This window comes from Oscillatoria sp. FACHB-1407, from assembly GCF_014697545.1.
GTDB lineage: Bacteria > Cyanobacteriota > Cyanobacteriia > Elainellales > Elainellaceae > FACHB-1407.
The window spans coordinates 295,876-318,120 of sequence record NZ_JACJSA010000005.1 but is presented as its reverse complement, the minus strand read 5'-3'; the positions used below and the strand labels follow the sequence as shown (position 1 = coordinate 318,120).

Here is a 22,245-nt window from a genome sequence, read left to right as displayed (position 1 = left end):
ACACCCATTCCCCACTCCCTTTTCTCACGTCGCTTGTGGGAAATAGTGTTTCAACACCGCTTCATACGCTTCATTCACCCGTTGAGCTTTCTCTTTGCTGCCTCCGGTATCGGGGTGAGCCGTTTTCATCGCTTGCTTATAGGCGCGTTTGACCAGTTCCAACGTGATGGGCGTAAAGGGACCAATATTTAAAATGGCGAGATAGTCGCTGATGGTATTGGGTTTAGGGTGAGCGTGGCTGTGGGGTTCGGAGGTGGTTTGTCGTCCCGATTGGCGTTGATAGGTGGCGCGTTTCACCACACTGTCGAGGGAGGCGATCGCCTCTGGTTCCCAACCAAACAGCTCAAAAATATCGTGATGGCGGTTGGCGAGGCGGGCACTCAGGCGTTGCAACTCTGGCAACCACGAATGCTCTACATTACTTGCTGTTTGCCACAGAGCTTCATAGGCAGTGAAGCCCCCCTGGTGATAGATGTAATAGGGTTCTCCAGTTTGAGCATCCACATGGCGACCAAACTGCTGCAAAATGTCGGCTCCGCTATAGCCAATGCCGTTATCTCCATGGATCAGGTCGTAGAGAAATGCCAGGGTCGGTGCTAGCTTGCGCGCCCAGTCAAATTCACACAACGCCACCCAATCGGGCACGGCAAACAAAGGAGTTTCTGCATTGGCAAGGCGATGACTGAGGCTATATTGCTCGTAGTCACCCACCATACCCCAGGCTTGTTTTATCAGGGTCAACCACTCTGTATCGGTTTGTGGAACCTGAATCGGTTCGGTGAGTTCTCCTAAGTCTCTCAGTTGGGCTGCCAGTTGATCGAGTTGTGTTTGTATAGCATCCAGTCGTTTATTGAAGTGCAATGCGGTTGATGTGATCTGACTGGAGAGAATCTGGGCGAAGGTGGCCGCTTGAACCTCTAGAGCATTTTGAAGGTGTTGGTTAAACGTATCGGCTTGGGCAGCGAACAGAGATTGAAGGAGAGATTGCAGATGGTTGGGAATGTCTTTCTGCTCAACTGTCTGAGGATGCAGCGATAAGGTCTGGAGTCGAGCTTCGACCGATCGCTGATGTTCTGTAAGTTGAGTTAGGGCTTCAACGAGGGTCTGGAGTGGTTGAGTCAACTGGGCGATCGCTTCGTGATCCATCACTCCTGTGATCGGCAACTGCTGCGGAGTTGAGGCAATGCTTTGCCCGGTGTACAAGAAGCGATCGCCTTCCGTGGGGTTATAGACCAACACATCGGCTTCTCGTGCCAATTTGCCGGATGTGAAGGTTAATGTGATCTCACCATTGGTAAAGGCAACCTTACCGCTTTTCCAATCCTCAATTAACGGTTTACACAAGTCCAACAGGGCGAAATCGGTTGGCTCTTGAACCACCTTGCATCCGCTGCGGGTCGCCTTCAAGAAGCGACTCGACAATTGGGCGATCGCCCCTTCTGCATTGTCAGCTTTGATCGGAAATGTGAACTTTAAGGGTTTTGAATGCATTGCGGATCGAGTTCGGATGAACTCTACGTTTAAACCCATCCTGTTCGTCAGAATGGTATGACTATCAACTGCGCTTGAATTGGACTCATTCGTATTGCAGCGATTTTAGCAAGCAATCTCTCGACAACTCCAGAAATATGACGATTGTTTGATGTTGATCTGTGATCCTGAGGATTATGGATTAAACAAGATGCAATTTTTGTGGAGGGGTTTGGCATTGTTAAACCCGTACAGCTATTGCAGTTGTAGTTAACCTGCTGTGCGTTAATCCAATGCACCTTCACCCTAAATTCACGTCAGTTCGGTTTAAGAGCCCGGCGAATGAATTCACGGCTACTAGAGCGAAGTCCGCCGATGCAGACTCCGGAAAATCAAGGTTTGACGAACCGACGCAGGTTGGTTTTGCTCTTATGGCTGCGGTTTTAACCGCCGAAATCCTGATCCCGAATTCACGTTATACCGATTTAATGTTTGATTGTGGCAGATCCCTGGGTAGGGGCGTTTCGCGAAACGCCCTTACGGAATCATGTGCAGCAAAGCCAATTCAAATTGGTATTAAATTCCTCTCCCCATTTTGGGCTACCGTGTACACACAAGTCCTCTCAGCCCCCTAAATCCCCCAATCCTGGGGGACTTTAAGCCCTCGTCAAACCCGGACTTGGAATCGACGCGAAGCACGTCCTTGGGTTAACTCAAACACCTTCTGCTAGGGGGTTTGAGGGCAACTCCCCCAATGCCTGGTTCTCCAATTATTTGGAAAAGAGCGGAGATCGGTATACACCGTAGCCACTTGGGGGATGAGGGGTGAGTGAAGCTTGCAAAAAAGGTTTCCTGAATGTGCACTAAGTCACCCAACTATTTTGCAGACTCAGTCTCATTGTCCCGAAGTTAGTAACCAATGCGATATTTAGATGCTCTAGTGCTTCCAGCAACCACAAAACCTTGCTGGCTGAGTTGCCCTCGTGGAGTTGAAACAAAATAGCAAAGCGTTTTTCAAGCCAGGGTTTGACCGCACGACAGAGCAGCACGATCTTGAGCAGCAAGCTGACGGTGAAGGCAATACCAATATTGCCCGCCAAATCGACAAAGCGGGAATGGTTCGGTTCTTGAGCACTCTCAACCACTAAAAAGTTGAGCAACCGTTTGCAGGTTTCAACGAGGAGAAAATCACTCACTTGATGCCCATCACAATGAGGCAAGGTGTCCTGCAAATGCTGAGACAACTGCGTGTTGAAATGGTATTTGCCATAGCGGGGATCAACCGATGTGATCAAGTAGCTATAGAGTTCCTGCTTGAACCGACGATAGGAGGGGGCTTGCTTACCGTAGGTGAGAAACTGCTTGGCGAGATCCCGGTGAGTATTGGTGCTATCCACCTTGCCTGTGAACTGGCGCAGAGCCAAATCAAGCTGGCGATCGCTCAACAGGGTTGGGTTTTTAACTACAACTAACTCGCGTTGTGAGTCGTTTCCCTCGTCAGACTGCACACCCAGTTGGCTTCGCAAGTGGCATCGCTGCCGATAGGTGATGTATTGGGACAGATCCAACTCAAACTGATGTTGTGTCTGAAGGCGCAAACGCCGTACCCGTCGCCGCTGTTCGTTGGTGCTGTCTTCTGTGAGGAGGCTATGCTCATACAGGCAGGGATACCGATGGATTAACGTTCCCAGAGGAGCCTCAGTCGGATATTGAGTGGTTTCAGCGTGGTTGGTGATCTGGGTTAACCGCTTCAACGCCAGATATTGCTCACTGTCAACAAAGGTGCGCACCAGTGAGCGGAGCCGTTTTGTGGTTCGGGAATAAGCTAAGCCACTTGGGTCTGTCTCAAATAGAGCTACCAATTCAGGAATGTAGGGATGCAATCGAGGCTGCATTAGCCAGCGGTTGATCAGGATATGGCAACTGCGATTTAAAACGAATTTGAACTCCCGTTCTGCCGCAGCAGAACCAACCACTGTTTCCACCGCTTGCCAAACCGGGCGATCGCTGTAACCTGTTGCGTCGATAAACAGCTTGCGAAATGTGGCAATGACTTCATCAGGTGCTTCTGTCTCAACGCACTTGAGGAGATAGTCATACAAGTGCTGTTCAGCAGAGTTAGCGGTGTTGTGAGTGGCTGACCAGGAATTCATTATCTGGTGGGTATTTGAAACAACTGAACTATGTTTTGATTCAGCACCCTGAGTTAATCCCGTTAGAGGCTGTGGTTAATGAAACTGACTCCAAAGCAAGAGGGCTAATTCATCATTTCACTAAGTCGGCGAACCAGTGACATTTCAAATACCAGTTCGGTGATGGTATGACCTAAAGAATTTTAATGAAGACTAAAACCACAGGTAATCTACCATAACTGTATAAAGAAATGAAAAAAGTATAGGCAACTTCAAAAAACTCATCCAACTGGACGATGACAATGCCTGATGGGGATTGCCTCAGAGCTTTTAGATACTGATGGGGGTATCTAACGTGAATTCGGGATCAGGATTTTGGCGGTTGAAACCGCCGCTATAAGACTAAAACGACTTGCGTCGGTTCGTCTAACCCTTGGATTTTCGGTCGTCTGCGAGGACAGACTTGGCTTCGGTAGCCACGAATTCATTCGCCAGGGTCTTAAACTGACGTTATCTAGGATTCTCGGCTTTGCGTCAGAATGCAATCCGTATCTTAATGATTTACTACTTATAATGCTTGGCATCCTGAAGGTTTTATCTTTATTTAGAATCGTGGGTTTAATATAGCTTTGGTCAGAAAGCTTAAGACAAAGGCAATGGCTCAAACCCTGATGCTGGGAAAGCTTCCTGGCTCGCCTCCGCCCCATCAGGTGTGGCTACAGCTATAAATCCGCAAACTGTACGGGCGGATTTAGCAGACTCGGTTGCGCCCTGCAATGGATTTGACGACAAAACCCACCTTTACCAAAAGTCAATTCACAGACTACTCAAAAACAAAGGTTTGCCTAAATGACACAGGTCGATTTTGCGCTTGTATAGCCATCGAAGGGTTGATTAGGGCAAGGTCGGGGAACGCAGTCCCCATATTCCCCTGTCTTAACCGTCTCGACAGTTGCTACAGTTGCGCTTTCAACTGCCAAAATCGTCATCCCAAACTCTGCTCTAGTGTTCATCAAATAACTAAAAACGCTACATCTGGAGTGCTATTCAGTTATTAACCTGCAAATCATCAATAACAATCTCTGTTTGAATTCAATAGTTACTGTTGCGGCGAATTGCCAATCCGATGTCAGTGCGAGTATTAGTCAATCCTCCACAAAAGATGGACTCAATTAACGTGGGTTGGTTTCTTTACAAAATTTGGAGTCATGCAATAGAGAGATGACTGGCATTAAATAAAAGCGGTTTCTTTCCTGTTATGAGTTCAAACCTAAATCAACGACTTAAATGGGTCGATTAATTCACTCAGGATGGATCGCCTGCCACTGTGGTTTGCAATCTAAGAGTTGGTTAGGATGGGAGACAGGGGTGAAACCTTTGGTTGGGGCACTGTCTCCAATACCTGTCTTGACCTATCTGTCTTGACCGATGCCATAGATAGATTTATAGGGTTTTGAGGGGTCGTCAGCTTCCATTTCTTAAGAAATGAGATAGGCTATTTTTTATTACTAAGTTATTCGTAAGATATTGGTAAGAGATTGATAAAAGGTGCGATCGCACCTTATACGACTTTCTTAAACACAACAGAGAAACATTATTCTGTATTGATTGGTTTCTAATTTGAATTTATTGTCTTGATTGTTCGTTGGAGGAGAAAGATGGAAACCGTTGCTTATCTCTATGCGGCTACTGCATACGAAGAATCTGAAATTGCTTCAGATGGGATGGACGTAGAGTTTGCAACCGTAGAGGGGATCAATTGGCACCAAATTTCAGCCCAAACAGCGACCAGTGTTTTGGCGATCGCCTGTAGCCTGTCAGTGCTGAGCACCGCAGGAGTAGCATCGGCACTGCAACGCAACGACAGTGGCACCGATGTGACAACGCTGCAAAGCGACCTGATTCAAGCGGGCTATTATGACGGCCCAGTGACGGGGTTTTATGGCGAATTAACTGAAACGGCTGTCGCCCGCTTTCAGTCTGAAAACGGGTTGCTTGTCGATGGAATTGCTGGCTCCGAAACACTGACTGTTCTGCAAAACCGATTAGCGGCGGTTCAAGCTCCCAGTAACAGCGCAGGAGGCACCCTCCGACACGGCGATCAGGGCACAGCTGTCACAGATCTGCAAAATCGGCTCCGCAGCGCGGGGTATTTTAACGGTCCTGTGACGGGCTACTATGGCAGCCTGACTGAAGCTGCTGTGATGCGATTTCAAGACCAGAAAGGGTTAGTCGTTGATGGTGAAGCGGGAACTCAAACGTTGAAAGCGTTGCGCCAGACGGGAACAGCAAACCGCCCAACCTCAGGTCAGGGTGGACCCGCCACAACCGTTAGCAATGGCGTGTTAGAACGGGGCGATCGCGGCACAGCAGTAGCCGATCTGCAAAATCGGCTCCGCAATGCAGGCTACTTTGAAGGCCCGATGACGGGCTTTTATGGCTCATTGACTGAGGAGGCTGTTACGAAATTTCAACGGGCAAAAGGGCTAACCATAGATGGCAAAGCCGGACCGAGAACCCTGGGGGCGTTGCTGCAATCCCCCAATTCTCAGCAGACTCAACCGCAAGCCAACCAACCTTCTGGCAACCAACGCCCCAACACGGCACAGCGACCAAGCCCACAACCAACATCTCAGGCGAGTGCTCAGCCTAACACGGCTCAACCTAACGCGGCTCAACCTAACGCGGCTCAACCTAACGCGGCTCAACCTAACGCGGCTCAACCTAACACGACACAGCCCAATGCGACTCAACCCAATCCAACGCAGTCTCAGACTCCCACAGCAACCACGCCTCCTGCCCCGACTGCCACTGTACCTACGCTGGCTGCCGGAGATGTCTTAGAGCGGGGAGATGGTGGTCCTGAAGTGGCTGCACTGCAAACCGCTCTCAAACAAGCGAATTACTTAAATGGGCAGGTTACCGGATTTTTTGGGCAACTCACAGAGCAAGCGGTCATCAAGTTTCAAAGTGAGAATGGGTTACCTGCTACTGGCAAGGTGGATGCAGCGACGCTAGAGGCGTTGCAAAATCGGACTAGAGGTGCCAATGACGAAGCCATTTTGGAAAAAGGCGATAGTGGCGCGGCTGTAGCCGATCTGCAAAATCGACTCCGCAATGCTGGCTTTTTTGATGGTCCGATGACGGGCTACTACGGTGACTTTACCGAGCAGGCGGTCGCTGAGTTTCAGCGAGCAAAAGGGTTAACTGTGGATGGTAAAGCTGGAGCTCGGACTTTAGCCGCTTTGCGTTAACTTGCGAGAGCAACCGGGCGATCGCAATTGAGCCGCATATCCAGATATAAATACAATCCTTCGCTGGCTTCAAAGTAAATTTCGATGCCCTCTCGCTGCTGTTCGGCGGAGACGATTTCGGCTCGATATTGAGGAGCCACTAGAAAGTTGAGCCAATCTGCAATCTGCGAGTAGGGCACCGCTAATTTGCCTAGGCGGTTGCCGTCAATCGTTTCTACTGAAAATTGAACTGGGAAGTGCATCACAAAATCCTCAACTCAACGTCCTAAACTGGGTGCATCTCATGGCTATGGGAGTGGCAGTTTTAACCGCCGAAATCCTTATCCCGAATTCACGTTAAAGTCAGCCAGACGGATCAGCATGACTTAGTATTGTGATTCACAGATAGGGTTTGGAAATAAAACCAGGGGGGTATGGGGGCTTCGCCCCCAGTCAGGGGTTCCACCCCTGCACCCCGAATTCCCACCCCTATTTACGACAAGTTGTACTTAGACTGACTTAGTAAGTTTGTACTAAGTTCATTTGTACTGCTTATTATTCATCACTCAATCGGGTTTGGCAAGAGGGGGTTGATGAAGTCTTATGCCATCGTTCACCAATCCCTGCTTCCTACTTCTCCGTATTAGTGACGATTAACTCCGTGCTGATTGATGCTTTAACCCTTCTCTACCTTGATCCCTAATCCTAAAGCCGTTGTTTCTCTCGCTTTTGATCTACTTCTTTAGGCAGACGTAGAGCGATCGCCCCAGTCGTTACTCTGGTCGAGGAATTAGCCCCGACTCAAAAACTCAATCTACACAGCATTCGCTGTGCATCTTAGCGTTCATACAACGCATTTCGGCTACTCATGAGTATCTGCTCAAAATTGGGCGTTTGCCCAAGGCGGATGAGCGTTTGCTCAAAGCGATCGCTGTAAATGCTGTAAATCCCAATTTCATACCAAGTGGGAATGCAGCCGTTGTAAACCTCTAGGAGGAGTGCTAGTGTCAGAGGTCATTGTTGCACCGGGAACGACGAGTCCACAATTTGGGTTGTTAGTTAGTAGTGAGCAACCCGTCCGACTCGAAAGACTAACTGATGATAGTCCCGTAACGGTGTTTGGTAGTTTTGCAAACGATACAGTCAACCCTGTTCCCCTGAGTGGCGTTCCGAGTGTGACCTTCTTTGGTAATGCTGGAAACGACACTGCCTTTGGAACAGATGGCAGTGATACGCTCTCAGGTGGCATCGGTAATGATGTTTTATCTGGGGCAGATGGGGATGATGTGTTAATCGGCGGGAATGGAGTCGATTCCCTGTCGGGTGATGCTGGAAATGATGATCTCCAGGGTGAGTTAGGCAATGATTTGATGAATGGTGGTGCTGACAATGATGCCCTGTTGGGCGGTGCTGGCAATGACACCATCGTTGGTGGCGAAGGCAATGACTTAATCATTGGTGGTGCTGGCAGCGACACGATGGCAGGTGGCGGTGGTCAAGATACCTTCCGCTTTGAGACAGGGTCAACCGGAGATAGTCTGCTCAACCCGGATGAGATCACCGACTACAACCCTAATCAAGACTCGATCCAACTGGATAACAGCCTACTCTCTAACTCAGGGTTGCCAGTGGGTCGATTGGATCCCAGAGATTTTCAAGCGGTTGAGCGGGTAGGTGCTGCTGACACTGCCAAAATCATCTATGAACGGAGCACCGGAATCCTTTATTACAACCCGATTCTGGGGTCAGATGTACCGCTGGTCAAGCTACCTCAAGGACTTGATGTCACTGCCGCCGATTTTGAAATCTTCTAAGGAGATTTCCAGGAAACAAAATATCTGTAAGGGCGTTTCGTGAAACGCCCTTACCAGAAACCGACTGGTAAATTCTTTCTCAGAAATCTTCTAGGTGTAATTGCCCTTGCATCTCGATCAACTGCATTACAACTTGGGTTGCCTGCTACAGCGACAGGGCAAGCAGGAAGCGGTAGAGAGCTATCGTCAGGCGATCGCCCTAAATCCGCTTCATCAGCACGCCTACAACAACCTGGGCTGTGTGTTGATGCAACATCAGCAGTTCGGTGCAGCGATCGAAGTTTATCGCGAGGCAATTGCTCAGTTTCCCACTTGGGCAACGCTCTATCACAATTTGGGGCAGGCGTTAGCCACAACTGGGGATATCACAGGGGCGATCGCTACATACGAGGAGGCACTTGTCCATCAACCTGATCTGGCGATCGCCCATTTCAATTTGGGACGACTCTGGCAACAACAGGGTCAACACGACCGAGCCATCGAATGCTTTCAGCAGGTGGCTCGGCTTGACCCCACTCAAGTCGCTGTGTGGGGTGAGGGAGCCATTTCACTGCTGATATTGAACCGTTTAGAGCAGGCGATGGATTGGTTGCGTCGAGCGATCGCCCATCAGCCTGTTTTTGTGACATCGTTTTGCCAGTGGGCTGAGACGCTGACGGATGAGGACGAGTTAGCTCAAGCTAAGCTTGCCTGCGCCCGATTTCTCAAATCCCTGCTACAGCACACCCCACTGTCTCAGCAAGTAGACTACCTGGCTCAGACTTACTGGCATCTGGGAAATGTTTTAAGTGCCTACGGCGGCACGCAACAACAGCGACAAGCTGAGATTTATTACCATCACGCGCTGCGGCTAAAGCCTGACTACGCCTTCATCTATGGGCAGTTGGGCAAGTTGTACGAACAGCAACAGCAGCTTGAAAAGGCGATCGCCTGTTATCGTGTCGCTCTGAAGCTGAAGCCAACCGTCACCAGCGATGGGACAAGGGATGTTAGCCCCTCATTGTTGTCTGAACCTTTATCGGTTGATCAGCCACATTGTGCTGGGTTAAACTGTCAGCCCTGTTTGCAGCAGTTAACCCGTGTATTCAACCCAGTGCAACTCACGGAGGGATTGCATCAGGTCGTCGGACATGCTGCAAATGGCACTCCCAAGTTTGATGCTGAGCCATGGCGAGTGGAGCGATTGCTGGGAGGACGGGTTTGGGTTACCCCTCAACAAAATGACTGGATGGTCTGTCGGGCGATCGTCCTATTCAACGCCCAGGGAGAACTGATGCCCCGCTTATCCCGTGCCTATCCAGCACACCTGCCCCCCTGTCAACACCCTGACGCCTCGCTGTCCCAACTGCAACTGGATGCATTACCACCCGTCGAGCAAATTCCAGGGACAGTGGCGGTGTTGTCTGGTTTATCGGGGCACGTTTACTTTCATTGGATGCTGGATATCCTGCCCCGTATTGAAATTTTGCGATCGCAGGGCATCGACCTCAACGCAATCGACTGGTTTGTCATCAACAGTCAACGGCATCCTTTTCAACAAGAAACGCTGGCTCACCTTGGCATCCCGTCTGAGAAAATGTTGGAGAGCGATCGCCATCCCCACATTCAGGCTGATTTGCTGGTGCCGTCCTTTCCAGGGGCGTTGGGGTGGTCGCAACCGTGGGCATTGCAATTTTTGAGACAACGGTTTCTGCACCTCTCGGCACAAAATGCTTCAACGCCTCGGCGCATTTACATCAGCCGATCCAATGCTCGCTATCGGCGGGTGCTGAATGAAGCCGAGGTAATACCCATGTTGCGATCGCACGGTTTCGTTGCCGTTACGCTGGAGTCGCTATCCCTGGTCGAGCAGATCACGCTATTTGCCAACGCAGAGGCGATCGTGGCTCCCCACGGCAGCGGATTGACCAACATCACCTTTTGTCAACCCAATACCTCCGTGATCGAGTTGGTATCACCTAACTACATCCGCCCCTACTATTGGACGATGAGCCAGCACCTCGGATTTCATCACTACTGCTTGCAGAGTGAGGCATTGGTCTGCGCCCCATTGCAGGAGTTGATGTATCTCAATCCTTTGACCGAAGACATGGTGGTGAATTTGCAGGCGTTGCGAGTCTGCCTGGAGGAAGTAATTTGACCTGAGTTTGAGATAACGTCAGTTCGGTTTAAGAGCTCGGCGAATGAATTTGTGGCTACTAGAGCGAAGTCCGCCGACGCGGACTCCGGAAAAAGCCGGATTTGACGAACCGATGCAGGTCGGTTTTGCTTCGATAGCGGCGGTTTTAACTGCCGAAATCCTGATCCCGAATTCACGTTGGGATAGGGGTTTGGCAGTTGAAACCTCATACCAATTCAATGTTTTAGAGCTACACATCTGACCCCTCCCAACCTCCCTTTGCCAGGGGGAGGTGCCGCAGGCGGTGGGGTGTGATTTGTAGCGGTACAGCCTTAGCCACATTCGATAAAGCGGAGGCGAGTCGGAAAGCTCCCTCAGTATCAGGGGTTGAGCCATTGCCTTTGCCTTAAGGAGATTTCCAGGAAACAAAATACCTGTAAGGGCGTTTCGCGAAACGCCCCTACCAAAAACCGACTGGTGGATTCTTTCTCAGAAATCTCCTAAGCTTTCTGACCAAAGCGATATAAAAAGGATCAATCTCCGATGGGTGAGAACTCCATACGATAGCGGTAGAGCGCGACTGGGCGATCGCCCGCCTTAAAAAAATCTGGATCTTGAGGTGACAGATAAATCGCGGTTACTTGATCCGCAACGATCGCCGGATCATTTCCACGACTGCGATGATATGCCGTTGTCGTCTCTACTTGATTGAAGAAGATCTGCGGCGAACCTCGAAATTCTTGCAGAAACACCTCCGTCGTTAAGAAATCGTCGGGATCAGGCGTTTCAATGGCTCGTGCTGCAATGGTTGAAACCAGTTGGCGATTGCCCTGTAGAAGGGTGATCTGGCGGTTGGGGTTCGTGGGATCAACCTTCACTGAAACAACGGCACCTTCCCCTAAATACGCCTTTGCCAGACTCAACCCGTTAAAGGCGCGATCGGAGACAATCTGCTGTCCCGGTTGGGGGAGTACCGATGGAATCGGCAAAAGGGGGTCAGGTGGAGGGTAGAGCGATCGCCCATCCACAAACCGGACTCGAAAGGGGACAGGTTGATTGAGATATTGCCGATTGCCCTCAAAGCCGGGGGTTGTTAATTCTGGAACGGGAGCTACTAGATCAACCAGGGTTGTGGTTGCAAGCCACTCTCCAGCAAACCAGTCAGGGTAAATCAAGTCTCCCTCTGCTGCCTGGACGGTGGGTTTGGTTTGCCAATCTGGAAACTGTGCGAGGCGATCGCTGATTTCCCCGGCTTGGCTTGGGCTCGTTCCGATTAGCCACAGGGCAAGGCTAATGAGCCATACCCAATGCCATCTTGTCCACGCTCTCATAGCGTTTCAACAGGAGCAGGTTGCCAGACTTCACCGTATTGCTCCTTTAAGGCGTGCCATGCTTCCACTTGCCCCGGTGCATATTCCCCCGGTTTGCCCCACTGTAAGAAGAGGCTCATGGCTGGTTCTGACGTTTCATCCAGCAAGCGAATGGCATAGGTCGTGAAGTTACCTCGCTTTGCCTCCCCAGTTTCAAATTTCACCTGAGTAATCTTGTCCATATTCAGATGAAACTCAAACCCTTCCTGGTGCATGTTGGCGTATTTGCCTTTTGGTAGCTCGGCGTAAAAGAGCTTTTCGATCACCCCTTTCACCTCTAAAACAGCAGCACTGCTAGTGACGATCATGCGCAGGGTGCCCAGGGTGTTACAGGCTTCTAAAAATTCTTTAAGTGTGGCAGTCATGATGATATGGGCTTAAACCAACGTTTCCCCATCCAGTGTCGCACATAAGCAATAGGGGCACGACAGCCAGTGCCCCTACTGATGTCATCATGTTTTCCCCCAGACATGATGAGTATTGGAAAGTCCTTGAAGCTGGGGGGTTAGCGAGCCGTGTATTGCATCTCTCGCTCTAGCTCGTTGATCAGCAGTTGATCACCTTTGGCTCTAGCGACTTCGAGGCGATGTTGCAAGCGGCGGTGAATGTTTTCACGGTGTTTGCCTGCGACTTCTTGCATCAGGGCATGTCTGGAGGCAGCTACAGAGCGGTAAGTAACGCCTGTGGGAGTTTGCACAGCGGGGGTTGCAGGTGCAGCAACGGGAGCAGAAACAGGCTCAATCGTGCCATTGGCTGTTCTGTGATACGTCACGCCACGGTATTTGTAGTCCCCTGTGGGTTGAGGCACAGGAATGTGTCTGGGATAAGCAAAGTTGAACGTCCGACCCCGATATTGACCTGTGATACCAGTTTCAGCCATATCAACTGGGGTTGGCTCGTAGTCGTACTCTGCACCACGATATCTAAGTTTCATATAACCCTCTCCTAAATGAGAACAAATAAGCCGTCAGCGCAATACAAACAAGAATTACACTGCGTCTCTGAGCAGTTGAGCAATGTCATTCAGCGACCCAGATTTGACAGAGCCTGACAATGCAAAGCAGGTTCTCTGTAGGTCATCGCCTGATGACCAACAACTTCAACAGAAACGAGGGAATTTTTAATTCCCATTTCTGTATCCTATTTTACTGTTTTACTTTTCTCTTGACAATTGACAAAATTTAATACTGACAAAATTTAATAATCTGGGGATTGTTCAACCCATTGCGGCACGTAACGCCAGGCTGTACGAAGCTCAGAGTCCAGGTTTTTATAGTTTGGTTCTTTTTCCTCAACCAATGCCCAAAAGGCAGATGAATGGTTGAGATGTACGGTATGGCACAATTCGTGGATCAGCACATAGCGCACCAGATGAGGTGGCAGGAACAGCAATTTGTAATTGAGGCTGATGGATTTTCGGTTAGAACAGCTTGCCCACCGGGTCTTTTGTCCTCGCACTGACACTGTTGAAAAGGGTAGAGCAAGCTGTTCACTGACTTGCTCTAACCAGGGAGCTAAATGCAGGTGGGCTTTGCGTTGTAGCCACCGTCTTAAGGCTTGCTGACATAGCTCTGGTTGCTGAGTTTGCCCTTGGAGCACCAGTTGATGGGAAATGGCGAGTACCACTTTGAGGTGGGGGTCAGAGGTGGGTCGATAAACGACATTCCACTCTTCGGGGAGCGATCGCAGGGCGATGACTTGTGGAAGAGCACCATCTGTTTCCGCACGCAATCCCTGCCGCTCGGCTTCGATGCGTTGAATCGTCTTGGCAATCCAATCGTGCCTCCGCTGTACGATTTCCGGGATGTGCCGCTGATCAAACCCCTTGGGTACGACGACCTCTACATCGCCTGCATGGGTAACTTTGATGCAGACGTGTTTGGCACGGGGGCTGACTCGAACTCGGTAGTCCGCTTTGACAATGGATTTAGTCTGAGGATGTTTCACAGAATCAAGCGTTTTGGGGTTAGATCAGCTCATTTGGGGGATGAGCCATTTGCCTACTAAATAATAGTACATTTGTATCATTTAAAGGCTCTGAGCCATAAAATCTAACAGGATTTGTTGATGAGGTTTCCCCAGGGGGCAGACCTGGTTGGCTTTAGCAGAATAGCGATCGCCTCGATGGATGTCCTCAACTGACAACAAGCCCAAATCCCAGCCTTCGTGTAAGTGCAGTGCATCCACTGCCACCACCAATGGTGCAACATAGACATGACGAATCACTTCATCCGTATCATACGTCTTGAATTTTGCCAGATCTGGCGGAGTGTATTCAATTTCTTCGGCTAACTCTCTCCAAATAGCTGTGTCTGGAGTCTCACCGGGATCAAGGTGACCTCCAAAAAAGCCCCAGTGTCCTGGGTAAATGATCCCTGGAATGTTGTCGCGGAGCTGCATCAGAAATTGGTTGTCTTGGTGCAAAATGGCGATCGCCACCTCAATTGGCTTTTGCATAGTCAAACAGAAAAAGTCAGGGCAGTGGTAATCGTCGCAGGTTTATCGTCAATGATTGGGAGACGGTGGGCAACAGTGAACAGTCAGGCATTTTGCCAGACAGGTTGCACCGACGCCATCAGCACCCTACCAGCATCCTCCCAATTTTTTACGGTTTCCCTCTTCTTTCTTTCCTTTTCCCTCTTCTCTTTTCATTTTTATCTCTCCTCCCTATTCCTCTACCCACCGCTCAATCTCCTCAATGTAAACTTCCCCCTGCTCCCGTCCTGCTAAGGGAATACTTTGGAAGCGAACCTGTCCCCGGATTGCAACTGTGCCACCTGATTGATCGATGGGATTAGTAGTTAGCACCCAAACTGTGCCAGTCTGATCCCGCAATTGATAAACTTGAGCTTCGATCAGAGGAATGCGATCGCCCACTTGCCCCCGCAGAGAAACAACCGAATCGACATTGGGTTCACTGTGCAGATCGCGAATTGGCTTAACACTTCCCGGCAATTGCAACCCCAACGCCCCAAAATTTAGCTGACTACAACCGCATAGTCCCACCACGATTAGTAGTCTACTGAACTGCTGAAGTTTATCTCTTACCATTACACTCCCAAGCTTGCTTTAATAATGATTTGTATTTCTTTATTCAAGATTTACTGCTGATTTCTGTGGTTTGATTCGCCCTACTCTCAGCTAGGACAGCGTTGAGTGATTAACCTACTACCAGATTGGGCATATTTGTAATTCAAAAACATTCAAGACTAGACCGTTTTTCTTTGAACTGAGGTTGATTCTGACATGGCTGACATTCTTGATGGCAAGGGGCTTGCTCAAAAAATTCAGGCGGGTCTACTGGAGCAGGTTCAGACTCTGGGGCCCAAGATGGGTCGTCCTCCAGGGTTGGCAGTGTTGATGGTAGGGGATAATCCTGCAAGCTTGACGTATGTAAGAAATAAGGAGCGAGCCTGTGCCAAAGTCGGTATCAACTCGTTTGGACAACATTTCCCCACAATGACCAGTGAAGCCGAGTTGAAACAGGTCATCTCTGATCTTAATCACAACGACAACGTCGATGGCATCTTAGTGCAGTTGCCCCTTCCCGATCATCTAGACGCATCCGTATTGCTTAACCACATTGATCCAGATAAGGATGCAGATGGCTTACACCCGCTCAACATGGGGCGATTGTTGCGAGGAGAGCAAGGGCTGCGGAGTTGTACCCCGGCAGGGGTGATGCGCTTGCTCAAGGAATACAACATTGAGACGTCAGGGAAACAGGCTGTTATCATTGGGCGTAGCAGCTTGGTGGGTAAGCCTCTAGCTATGATGCTGCTAGCCGCGGATGCGACGGTGACCATTGCTCACTCTCGGACTCCTGACTTAGGAAGTATTACTCGAACTGCCGATATTTTAGTAGCTGCCGCAGGGCGTCCTGGGTTAGTGACTGTTGATATGGTGAAACCTGGTGCAGCGGTGATTGATGTTGGCACCAATCGGCTGAGTGAGGAGCAGGGCAGCCGTTTGGTAGGTGATGTTGATTTTGATGCGGTCAAAGCTGTGGCGCGATGGATTACTCCAGTTCCAGGTGGAGTTGGGCCGATGACTGTAACCATGCTGTTACACAATACAGTGTGGAGTTATCGTCAACGGCTGTAGCAGACATGCGATTATGGAAACTTATAAAGCGATTTGCAGCCGCTTGTCTTGGTTAACCCGAAGCGCAGAGTTTGAAGCAGAGTTTGAAATAGTGGTGAGGATATGACGACACAGCATCAAGGAACAGCAGTAACAGACTCAATACCCTCAGTGTCAACGTTTGACCTGTCAACCTATCTTGCCCAGCGTCAAGTCACAGTAGAGTCAGCTTTAGACCAGTCGATTGCGATCGTCTATCCTGACAAGATTTATGAGTCAATGCGCTATTCCTTATTGGCGGGTGGCAAGCGACTACGCCCCATCCTTTGTCTGGCGACTTGTGAGTTGGTGGGTGGCACCACTGAGATGGCACTGCCGACTGCCTGTGCGCTGGAGATGATTCATACGATGTCGTTGATCCACGATGATTTGCCTGCTATGGACAATGATGACTATCGTCGTGGCAAGCTTACGAACCACAAGGTCTATGGGGAAGATATCGCAATTCTGGCAGGGGACGGCTTGTTGGCGTATGCGTTTGAATTCATCGCGGCTCAAACGCGTGGAGTACCTGCCGATCGCGTTCTCAAGGTGATTGCTCACCTGGGTAAAGCGGTTGGTGCTGCCGGGTTAGTCGGTGGTCAGGTCGTTGACTTAGACTCTGAAGGCAATCCGAATGTGTCGCTGGAGACGCTTAATTTTATTCATCGTCACAAAACGGGGGCACTGTTGGAGGCTTCGGTGGTGTGTGGGGCAATTCTAGCCGGAGCATCGGAGTTAGACCAACAACGCCTGTCGGCTTACGCTCAAGATATTGGACTTGCCTTTCAAATTGTGGATGATGTGTTGGATATTACGGCAACCCAGGAAGAGCTAGGAAAGACGGCTGGTAAAGACCTGCAAGCGCAGAAAGCGACCTATCCGAGCTTTTGGGGCATTGATGAATCAAAACGTCAGGCAAATCAGCTAGTGACCGATGCAAAAGCACAGTTAGAGGGGTTTGGAGACAAAGCTCTCCCACTCATGGCGATCGCTGACTTTATTACCGCTCGCACCCATTAAAAACAAACAACTCCTATGCAGGACATTAGCCATATCCTCGACAACCATGTCCTTTTGGTTGCATTGATTGCCTGTATTATTGCTCAGGTTCTCAAAGTCGTCGTTGAATTAGTCCGTCATGGCAAGGTTAACTTTCGTACCCTGGTTGAGACGGGAGGAATGCCCAGTGCCCATTCGGCGTTGGTGACTTCTCTTGCCTTTGGTGTCGGGCAAACTGTAGGTTGGGAAACCTCAGAGTTTGCGATCGCCATCATTTTTGCGGTAATCGTTATGTATGATGCGGCGGGTGTCCGGCAAGCGGCTGGCAAGCAAGCACGACTGCTGAACCAGATCGTCGATGAACTGTTTCACGATAGCTCAATTAACGAAGATCGCCTGAAGGAATTGCTCGGACATACCCCGGTTCAAGTCTTTGCCGGGTCATTGCTGGGAGCGGCGATTTCCTGGTTAGCCAGCCCAGCTTATTGATGAGGACAAGTTCGGAACCAGAATTTTGGCGGTTAAAACCGTAGTCACATTTGATGGGGTGGAGGTGAGTCAGGAAGCTTTCCCCATGTCAGGGGTGCATCTGACGGTTAGGGGATTGACGGTTAAAACCGCAGACTTCGGCGTGAGCCTCAGCCGAACGCTACCAGAACAAAACATGCCTACGCAGGTTCAAACCTCAGTCCGCCTTGTATGTTGAGAGAAGGGCAGACCGATTCCGACTGGGTCAAAAAGACCGTCGCGTAGCAGGGGTCGCCACCGATTTAACCTCGCAGTCAAAGCTACGCGGGCTTCGCTCCAATAGCCGCCAATTCAGTCGCCGGGCTTTTGGGAGATTTCCAGGAAACAAAATACCTGTAAAGGCGTTTCGCGAAACGCCCCTACCAGAAATCGACTGGTAAATTCTTTCTCAGAAATCTCCTTAAACCGAACTGACGTTAACCTAACTCCCACGCTGCATCAAAGAAATCCCGTTCGCATTCCATCGCATAACGATACGTAGAATTTGCCAGTGTATTCGCAGTGGTGTAACGCTCTGCCAGTTGAGCCAACTGTTGTACTAATGGCTCAAACTCTGCACTACTGTAAGTCCGAATCCAATCGGAGTATTGGTGATTGGGAATTTCGGGCTTTGCTAACTCCTGTCCCAAAAAAGCATACAGACGCATACAGGGCAACATTGCTACTGTGGTCACACCCACATCCTGACTCCAGGCGATCGCCAGTAAAAAGTCGGTATAGCGGCGAGTCACAACTCCAGGCGTTACAGCCTGAATCTTTACCCCCCACTGATCGGCATAACTCTGGTGCAGACGCAACTCTTGTAAGACCCCTTCGGCAAGCTGATGGAACACACCAAACCCCTCCCAATCGGGGGCTTTTGCAGCAGCAATGCTGTAAGCACGGGCAAAGGCTTCTAAAAAGAAGGCATCTTGCCCTACATAGTAGGCAAATTTTTCGCGGGGCAACGTTCCGTCGCCAATCCCCTGGACGAACGCCGTTTTAAGAGAGGCGATCGCCAGATCATGATTGGCTTGCCATAGGGTTTCTGCGATCGACATTGTTCATTCCTCGTCATGCACAAACACTAGATCCCCGGAATCTCGAAGATTCCGGGGATCTGAAAGTTAACAAGAAGCAAACGATTAGTTAGAAGCAGCGGCTACCGCAGGAACTGCACCCACTAATTTTTCATAGGTAGCTCGCATCTTTAAGCCAACTAATACCTGGAACAGACCACTACCATTGTTAGAACCGGGATATTCACGGTGCTTTAACAGCAACTCAGTCATCTCACCGTAGTACTTGGTCGAGGTATTGCTCAAGTGGCTCTCAATGTAGATTAACTCTTCGAGCTTATCAAACTGACCATCGACTTCTAGCATAGAAACACTGTTACCCATGTAGGTGTCAGGTCCATAGAACATCCGAATTCCGGGCCACGAGCAGGTTAGTTTGCGACCACAAGGAATCCAGTCAATTGTGGAGCCTTCATCAAACAGGTAAACAGGTTCAAATCCTTCGATCCCATCTTTTTGGATCAGACGAACGCGCAACACCTTGCGCTCTTTGTCGTCTTTGATCAGTTTGGTGGGCAGAATCTGAATCACCACATCAGCATGTTGCTTTTGTGGGTCAATGTATGCCATGAAGTCAGGACGACGCGCATTGATCGATGCCAATACGTCTTCGTAGGTGTGACCACGCTCAGCCATGTCACGCTGGATCTTCCAGGCGATCTTCACCTCGTCGTCGATATCCAGGTAGACGCTGAAGTCAAGGAGCGATCGCACCCGTTCGTCATACATCGGATGCAAGCCCTCGATTACCACAATCCGGTTAGGGTGAACCTTTTCAGGGGGATCAATCATCCCGGTTTCGTGATTGTAAATCGGCTTATCAATGACGTTTCCTTCTTTCAGTGCTTTGATTTGCTCATACATCAAATCAAAGTTATTTGCTTGAGGGTTCAGTGCCGTTACACCCGCTACTTTCCGTTGTTTGCGGTCCAGACTGTGGTAATCGTCTAGGCAAATCACCGTCATCAACTCTTCCCCAAACAAATCAGCCAAACGGCGTAGGAATGTTGATTTACCGCAGCCGGAATCCCCGGCAACCCCAATTAGAACCACACGATCTGGCTGACTGGTCATAGCTTCCCTCTAAAACAAATACAACAACTCGCTGAACCAACTCCTAACTAAATCAACCTCAGACCTTGAGGCCATTAGAAGCAACGTGTACAAGTACCCCTAGAGAAAGTTGCACACCCTTCTTATTAAGTCTTGAGGCTCGACTCGCTGAAACCAGCGTCTGCAAGCCATTAACAAAACCCTCAAACATCATCGCAACTGGTGCCGTCACAATCAAGCACTGTTGTGAGCGAGAGGGCTTAAAACTTTACTGGTAGGTATTTACTACTAACCAATATCGTAAATCTTATCAGAATGTGATCCCAGCAACAAGATGAACCCTACAGGAGAAAAAATCATATTGCCTATTCACTATGCTAAGGGCAATGGGGCATTTAAAAAAAGATGAAATTGATCCGAGATTGACATTCTTTTGTCAAATTGCTGGATATCCTGAAGCGGGAGCAACCGTTAGATTTTCTCTACGGTCACCATCTTTAGTCGCACACGTCCCTAATGCTACGCTATTACAGGTCAGGACTAAACATCTGCGGATTAAGCTCCGTGAATGAAACTGACATGCGGTGAAAAAAGGCACATTACTATTCGTGCTTTATTTGGGTTAAGGGAGTTACTGATTTAGAAAATGTACAATCCAAGCGCAGCAGGTGGGTCTGCCAATTCCCCCTCTGGTAGCCGTCTCTTTGTTTATGAAGTGGAAGGGCTACGCCAGAATCAAGAAACTGACAAATTGGACTATCCGATTCGGCGCAGCGGCAGCGTGTTTATCACTGTGCCCTACTCCCGCATGAATCAGGAAATGCAACGAATTACTCGTATGGGCGGTAGGATTGTCAGTATCCGCGCCGTAACTGCTGAGAGCGTAGCCAATGGGACAGTGGCGACATCAAATGCTCAACCAGAACAACCGAAACCAGCAGAGAGTAAGCCCATGACTCAAGCAAAAGCTAAGTCCACTGATATCCCTGTCAATATTTACCGTCCAAATGCCCCCTTTGTAGGCAAATGCATTTCGAATGAGCCACTGGTTCAAGAAGGTGGTATTGGGATTGTTCAACATTTGACGTTTGACATCTCCGCTGGAGATCTGCGTTATTTGGAAGGCCAAAGTATTGGCATTATTCCCGACGGAACAGACGACAAGGGCAAACCTCACAAGTTGCGTCTTTATTCAATCGCCTCAACTCGCCATGGGGATGCGGTAGATGACAAGACGATTTCATTGTGTGTGCGTCAGCTTGAATATAAGCATCCTGAAACCAACGAAACGGTATATGGTGTTTGCTCAACGTTCCTCTGTAATCTCCCAGTAGGGGCAGATGTCAAGATTACAGGTCCGGTTGGTAAAGAGATGCTGTTGCCGAGCGACCCTGATGCAAAGATCATCATGTTGGCAACGGGGACAGGAATTGCGCCCTTCCGGGCATACCTCTGGCGCATGTTCAAAGATGCTGAAAGACAAGCCAATCCTGACTACCAGTTCAAAGGATTTGCCTGGCTCATCTTTGGTATCCCCACCACTCCAAACATTCTCTATAAAGAAGAGTTGGAAGAGTTGCAAGCCAAGTATCCTGACAACTTCCGTTTGACTTACGCGATTAGCCGTGAGCAGAAGAATGTGGAAGGCGGCAGAATGTATATCCAGCATCGCGTTGCGGAGCACGCCGATGAGATCTGGAGCATGGTTAAAGATGAGAAGACCCATACTTACATCTGTGGATTGAAGGGTATGGAGGATGGCATCGATGAAGCGATGACCAATGCTGCGGCTAAGGAAGGAGTGGTTTGGAAGGAGTACCAGCGATCGATTAAGGAACGCTGGCACGTTGAAACCTACTAATCATTAAACGAGATATATCTATCAGATCCCCGATTTCCTTTGAGAAATCGGGGATCTTTTTATTCAGCTAAGACTTAAGGTCAATTCCCGAAAATGCCTCTTCTCGTTATAATCACCGTAATGTAAACTGAGAAATTAATACAAAACTTTACAAACACATCATTTATCTTAGGACTTGATGTTATGGCCAGCGAATCTACAAAACAAGCGTTACTCATCAATTTTTTAAAGAACGAGTTAGCCGTACCTGCGTCAGCGATCGCTATGGGTCTACGACATCAGGAAGCTGAATCGAACTTGTTGCCGATGGTGCTCTGGCAATATGGGCTGATTACCTTAGAGCAGTTGAATCAGGTGTTTGACTGGATGGAAACGGTTTGAGTAAAGGGATATAAGGATAAAGGCTGAGGGCTAGAACACAGAGATGAAGGTGTAAAAGGCTTTGGTAGTATTTCAGATCTGTTGCTACTAACCCCCGGCTGT

22 protein-coding genes are annotated in these 22,245 nt (G+C 49.4%); 10 read left to right on the top strand and 12 right to left on the bottom strand.

The features are described from left to right. Positions 1-24: 24 nt before the first annotated feature. The 3 genes from H6G89_RS11010 to H6G89_RS11000 form a co-directional block, all read right to left on the bottom strand. Entirely contained in the window at positions 25-1,491 is a 1,467-nt protein-coding gene (locus H6G89_RS11010; RefSeq protein ID WP_190505973.1) for a hypothetical protein, read from the bottom strand. 842 nt (positions 1,492-2,333) lie between these two features. Further along, on the bottom strand, positions 2,334-3,623 hold the full coding sequence (locus H6G89_RS11005) for a hypothetical protein (protein WP_190505971.1): 1,290 nt from the start codon (positions 3,621-3,623) through the stop codon (positions 2,334-2,336). A gap of 824 nt (positions 3,624-4,447) precedes the next feature. Next, positions 4,448-4,591, bottom strand: a complete 144-nt coding sequence (locus tag H6G89_RS11000) for a hypothetical protein (RefSeq protein ID WP_190505969.1) — start codon at positions 4,589-4,591, stop codon at positions 4,448-4,450. Between the two features lie 669 nt (positions 4,592-5,260). Here H6G89_RS11000 and H6G89_RS10995 point away from each other — a divergent pair. Beyond that, positions 5,261-6,856 (top strand): peptidoglycan-binding domain-containing protein, encoded by a 1,596-nt coding sequence (locus H6G89_RS10995; RefSeq protein WP_190505967.1) that lies wholly within the window; start codon positions 5,261-5,263, stop codon positions 6,854-6,856. Here H6G89_RS10995 and H6G89_RS10990 read toward each other — a convergent pair. Beyond that, the gene (locus tag H6G89_RS10990) at positions 6,853-7,098 is read right to left on the bottom strand and encodes a hypothetical protein (RefSeq protein ID WP_190505960.1); all 246 of its coding nucleotides are present in this window, start codon (positions 7,096-7,098) and stop codon (positions 6,853-6,855) included. The two genes, H6G89_RS10995 and H6G89_RS10990, sit on opposite strands and share 4 nt — an antisense overlap. 741 nt (positions 7,099-7,839) lie before the next feature. On the opposite strand from H6G89_RS10990, the gene H6G89_RS10985 reads away from it, so the two are divergent. The 3 genes from H6G89_RS10985 (at position 7,840) to H6G89_RS10975 (ending at position 11,030) form a co-directional block, all read left to right on the top strand. Further along, a complete protein-coding gene (locus H6G89_RS10985) occupies positions 7,840-8,649 on the top strand; it encodes a calcium-binding protein (RefSeq protein ID WP_190505958.1) in 810 nt (269 codons plus the stop codon). 106 nt (positions 8,650-8,755) lie between these two features. Next, positions 8,756-10,789: a tetratricopeptide repeat protein gene (locus tag H6G89_RS10980; protein WP_190505957.1), complete on the top strand. Its 2,034-nt coding sequence runs from the start codon at positions 8,756-8,758 to the stop codon at positions 10,787-10,789. A 43-nt stretch (positions 10,790-10,832) separates the two neighbouring features. Continuing rightward, the gene (locus tag H6G89_RS10975; protein ID WP_190505955.1) at positions 10,833-11,030 is read left to right on the top strand and encodes a hypothetical protein; all 198 of its coding nucleotides are present in this window, start codon (positions 10,833-10,835) and stop codon (positions 11,028-11,030) included. A 271-nt stretch (positions 11,031-11,301) separates the two neighbouring features. Here the strand turns inward: H6G89_RS10975 and H6G89_RS10970 are convergent, their stop codons facing one another. The 6 genes from H6G89_RS10970 to H6G89_RS10945 form a co-directional block, all read right to left on the bottom strand. Further along, entirely contained in the window at positions 11,302-12,099 is a 798-nt protein-coding gene (locus H6G89_RS10970; RefSeq protein ID WP_190505953.1) for a DUF6816 family protein, read from the bottom strand. Next, complete coding sequence (locus H6G89_RS10965; RefSeq protein ID WP_190505951.1) at positions 12,096-12,503, bottom strand: ChuX/HutX family heme-like substrate-binding protein; 408 nt, start codon at positions 12,501-12,503, stop codon at positions 12,096-12,098. Before H6G89_RS10965 ends, H6G89_RS10970 begins: the two co-directional genes overlap by 4 nt. A 140-nt stretch (positions 12,504-12,643) precedes the next feature. Beyond that, positions 12,644-13,072, bottom strand: coding sequence for an arginine synthesis PII-interacting regulator PirA (pirA, locus tag H6G89_RS10960; protein WP_190505949.1), 429 nt, complete (start codon positions 13,070-13,072; stop codon positions 12,644-12,646). Between the two features lie 263 nt (positions 13,073-13,335). After that, positions 13,336-14,085 (bottom strand): M48 family metallopeptidase, encoded by a 750-nt coding sequence (locus tag H6G89_RS10955; RefSeq protein WP_190505947.1) that lies wholly within the window; start codon positions 14,083-14,085, stop codon positions 13,336-13,338. Positions 14,086-14,166: 81 nt separating this feature from the next. Then, positions 14,167-14,595, bottom strand: a complete 429-nt coding sequence (locus H6G89_RS10950) for an NUDIX hydrolase (protein ID WP_190505945.1) — start codon at positions 14,593-14,595, stop codon at positions 14,167-14,169. Between the two features lie 210 nt (positions 14,596-14,805). Next, on the bottom strand, positions 14,806-15,189 hold the full coding sequence (locus H6G89_RS10945; protein ID WP_190505943.1) for a hypothetical protein: 384 nt from the start codon (positions 15,187-15,189) through the stop codon (positions 14,806-14,808). Positions 15,190-15,384: 195 nt separating this feature from the next. Between H6G89_RS10945 and folD the strand changes: the two genes are divergently transcribed. The 4 genes from folD (at position 15,385) to H6G89_RS10925 (ending at position 17,968) form a co-directional block, all read left to right on the top strand. After that, entirely contained in the window at positions 15,385-16,242 is an 858-nt protein-coding gene (gene folD / locus H6G89_RS10940) for a bifunctional methylenetetrahydrofolate dehydrogenase/methenyltetrahydrofolate cyclohydrolase FolD (protein ID WP_190505941.1), read from the top strand. 102 nt (positions 16,243-16,344) lie between these two features. Next, complete coding sequence (crtE, locus tag H6G89_RS10935; RefSeq protein WP_190505939.1) at positions 16,345-17,283, top strand: geranylgeranyl diphosphate synthase CrtE; 939 nt, start codon at positions 16,345-16,347, stop codon at positions 17,281-17,283. A gap of 15 nt (positions 17,284-17,298) precedes the next feature. Continuing rightward, positions 17,299-17,751, top strand: a complete 453-nt coding sequence (locus H6G89_RS10930; RefSeq protein WP_190505937.1) for a divergent PAP2 family protein — start codon at positions 17,299-17,301, stop codon at positions 17,749-17,751. Positions 17,752-17,776: 25 nt separating this feature from the next. Next, entirely contained in the window at positions 17,777-17,968 is a 192-nt protein-coding gene (locus tag H6G89_RS10925; protein WP_190505935.1) for a hypothetical protein, read from the top strand. 238 nt (positions 17,969-18,206) lie between these two features. On the opposite strand, the gene H6G89_RS10920 is transcribed toward H6G89_RS10925, so the two are convergent. Together H6G89_RS10920 and H6G89_RS10915 are read right to left on the bottom strand one after the other, a co-directional pair. Next, positions 18,207-18,830, bottom strand: coding sequence for a TenA family protein (locus tag H6G89_RS10920; protein ID WP_190505933.1), 624 nt, complete (start codon positions 18,828-18,830; stop codon positions 18,207-18,209). A gap of 84 nt (positions 18,831-18,914) precedes the next feature. Next, positions 18,915-19,922: a phosphoribulokinase gene (locus H6G89_RS10915; protein ID WP_190505931.1), complete on the bottom strand. Its 1,008-nt coding sequence runs from the start codon at positions 19,920-19,922 to the stop codon at positions 18,915-18,917. A gap of 625 nt (positions 19,923-20,547) precedes the next feature. Here H6G89_RS10915 and petH point away from each other — a divergent pair. Continuing rightward, positions 20,548-21,762 carry a ferredoxin--NADP reductase gene (gene petH, locus H6G89_RS10910; protein ID WP_190505929.1) on the top strand — a complete coding sequence of 405 codons (1,215 nt, stop codon included), beginning with the start codon at positions 20,548-20,550 and terminating at the stop codon, positions 21,760-21,762. A 183-nt stretch (positions 21,763-21,945) separates the two neighbouring features. Continuing rightward, positions 21,946-22,143 (top strand): DUF2949 domain-containing protein, encoded by a 198-nt coding sequence (locus H6G89_RS10905; RefSeq protein ID WP_190505927.1) that lies wholly within the window; start codon positions 21,946-21,948, stop codon positions 22,141-22,143. Positions 22,144-22,245 lie beyond the last annotated feature (102 nt).

Coding starts and splice junctions, on each gene's coding strand:
- H6G89_RS11010 (WP_190505973.1), bottom strand. CDS start 1,491: ATGCATTCAAAACCCTTAAAGTTCACATTTCCGATCAAAGCTGACAAT.
- H6G89_RS11005 (WP_190505971.1), bottom strand. CDS start 3,623: ATGAATTCCTGGTCAGCCACTCACAACACCGCTAACTCTGCTGAACAG.
- H6G89_RS11000 (WP_190505969.1), bottom strand. CDS start 4,591: ATGACGATTTTGGCAGTTGAAAGCGCAACTGTAGCAACTGTCGAGACG.
- H6G89_RS10995 (WP_190505967.1), top strand. CDS start 5,261: ATGGAAACCGTTGCTTATCTCTATGCGGCTACTGCATACGAAGAATCT.
- H6G89_RS10990 (WP_190505960.1), bottom strand. CDS start 7,098: ATGCACTTCCCAGTTCAATTTTCAGTAGAAACGATTGACGGCAACCGC.
- H6G89_RS10975 (WP_190505955.1), top strand. CDS start 10,833: ATGAATTTGTGGCTACTAGAGCGAAGTCCGCCGACGCGGACTCCGGAA.
- H6G89_RS10970 (WP_190505953.1), bottom strand. CDS start 12,099: ATGAGAGCGTGGACAAGATGGCATTGGGTATGGCTCATTAGCCTTGCC.
- H6G89_RS10965 (WP_190505951.1), bottom strand. CDS start 12,503: ATGACTGCCACACTTAAAGAATTTTTAGAAGCCTGTAACACCCTGGGC.
- pirA (WP_190505949.1), bottom strand. CDS start 13,072: ATGAAACTTAGATATCGTGGTGCAGAGTACGACTACGAGCCAACCCCA.
- H6G89_RS10950 (WP_190505945.1), bottom strand. CDS start 14,595: ATGCAAAAGCCAATTGAGGTGGCGATCGCCATTTTGCACCAAGACAAC.
- H6G89_RS10945 (WP_190505943.1), bottom strand. CDS start 15,189: ATGGTAAGAGATAAACTTCAGCAGTTCAGTAGACTACTAATCGTGGTG.
- folD (WP_190505941.1), top strand. CDS start 15,385: ATGGCTGACATTCTTGATGGCAAGGGGCTTGCTCAAAAAATTCAGGCG.
- crtE (WP_190505939.1), top strand. CDS start 16,345: ATGACGACACAGCATCAAGGAACAGCAGTAACAGACTCAATACCCTCA.
- H6G89_RS10930 (WP_190505937.1), top strand. CDS start 17,299: ATGCAGGACATTAGCCATATCCTCGACAACCATGTCCTTTTGGTTGCA.
- H6G89_RS10920 (WP_190505933.1), bottom strand. CDS start 18,830: ATGTCGATCGCAGAAACCCTATGGCAAGCCAATCATGATCTGGCGATC.
- H6G89_RS10915 (WP_190505931.1), bottom strand. CDS start 19,922: ATGACCAGTCAGCCAGATCGTGTGGTTCTAATTGGGGTTGCCGGGGAT.
- petH (WP_190505929.1), top strand. CDS start 20,548: ATGTACAATCCAAGCGCAGCAGGTGGGTCTGCCAATTCCCCCTCTGGT.
- H6G89_RS10905 (WP_190505927.1), top strand. CDS start 21,946: ATGGCCAGCGAATCTACAAAACAAGCGTTACTCATCAATTTTTTAAAG.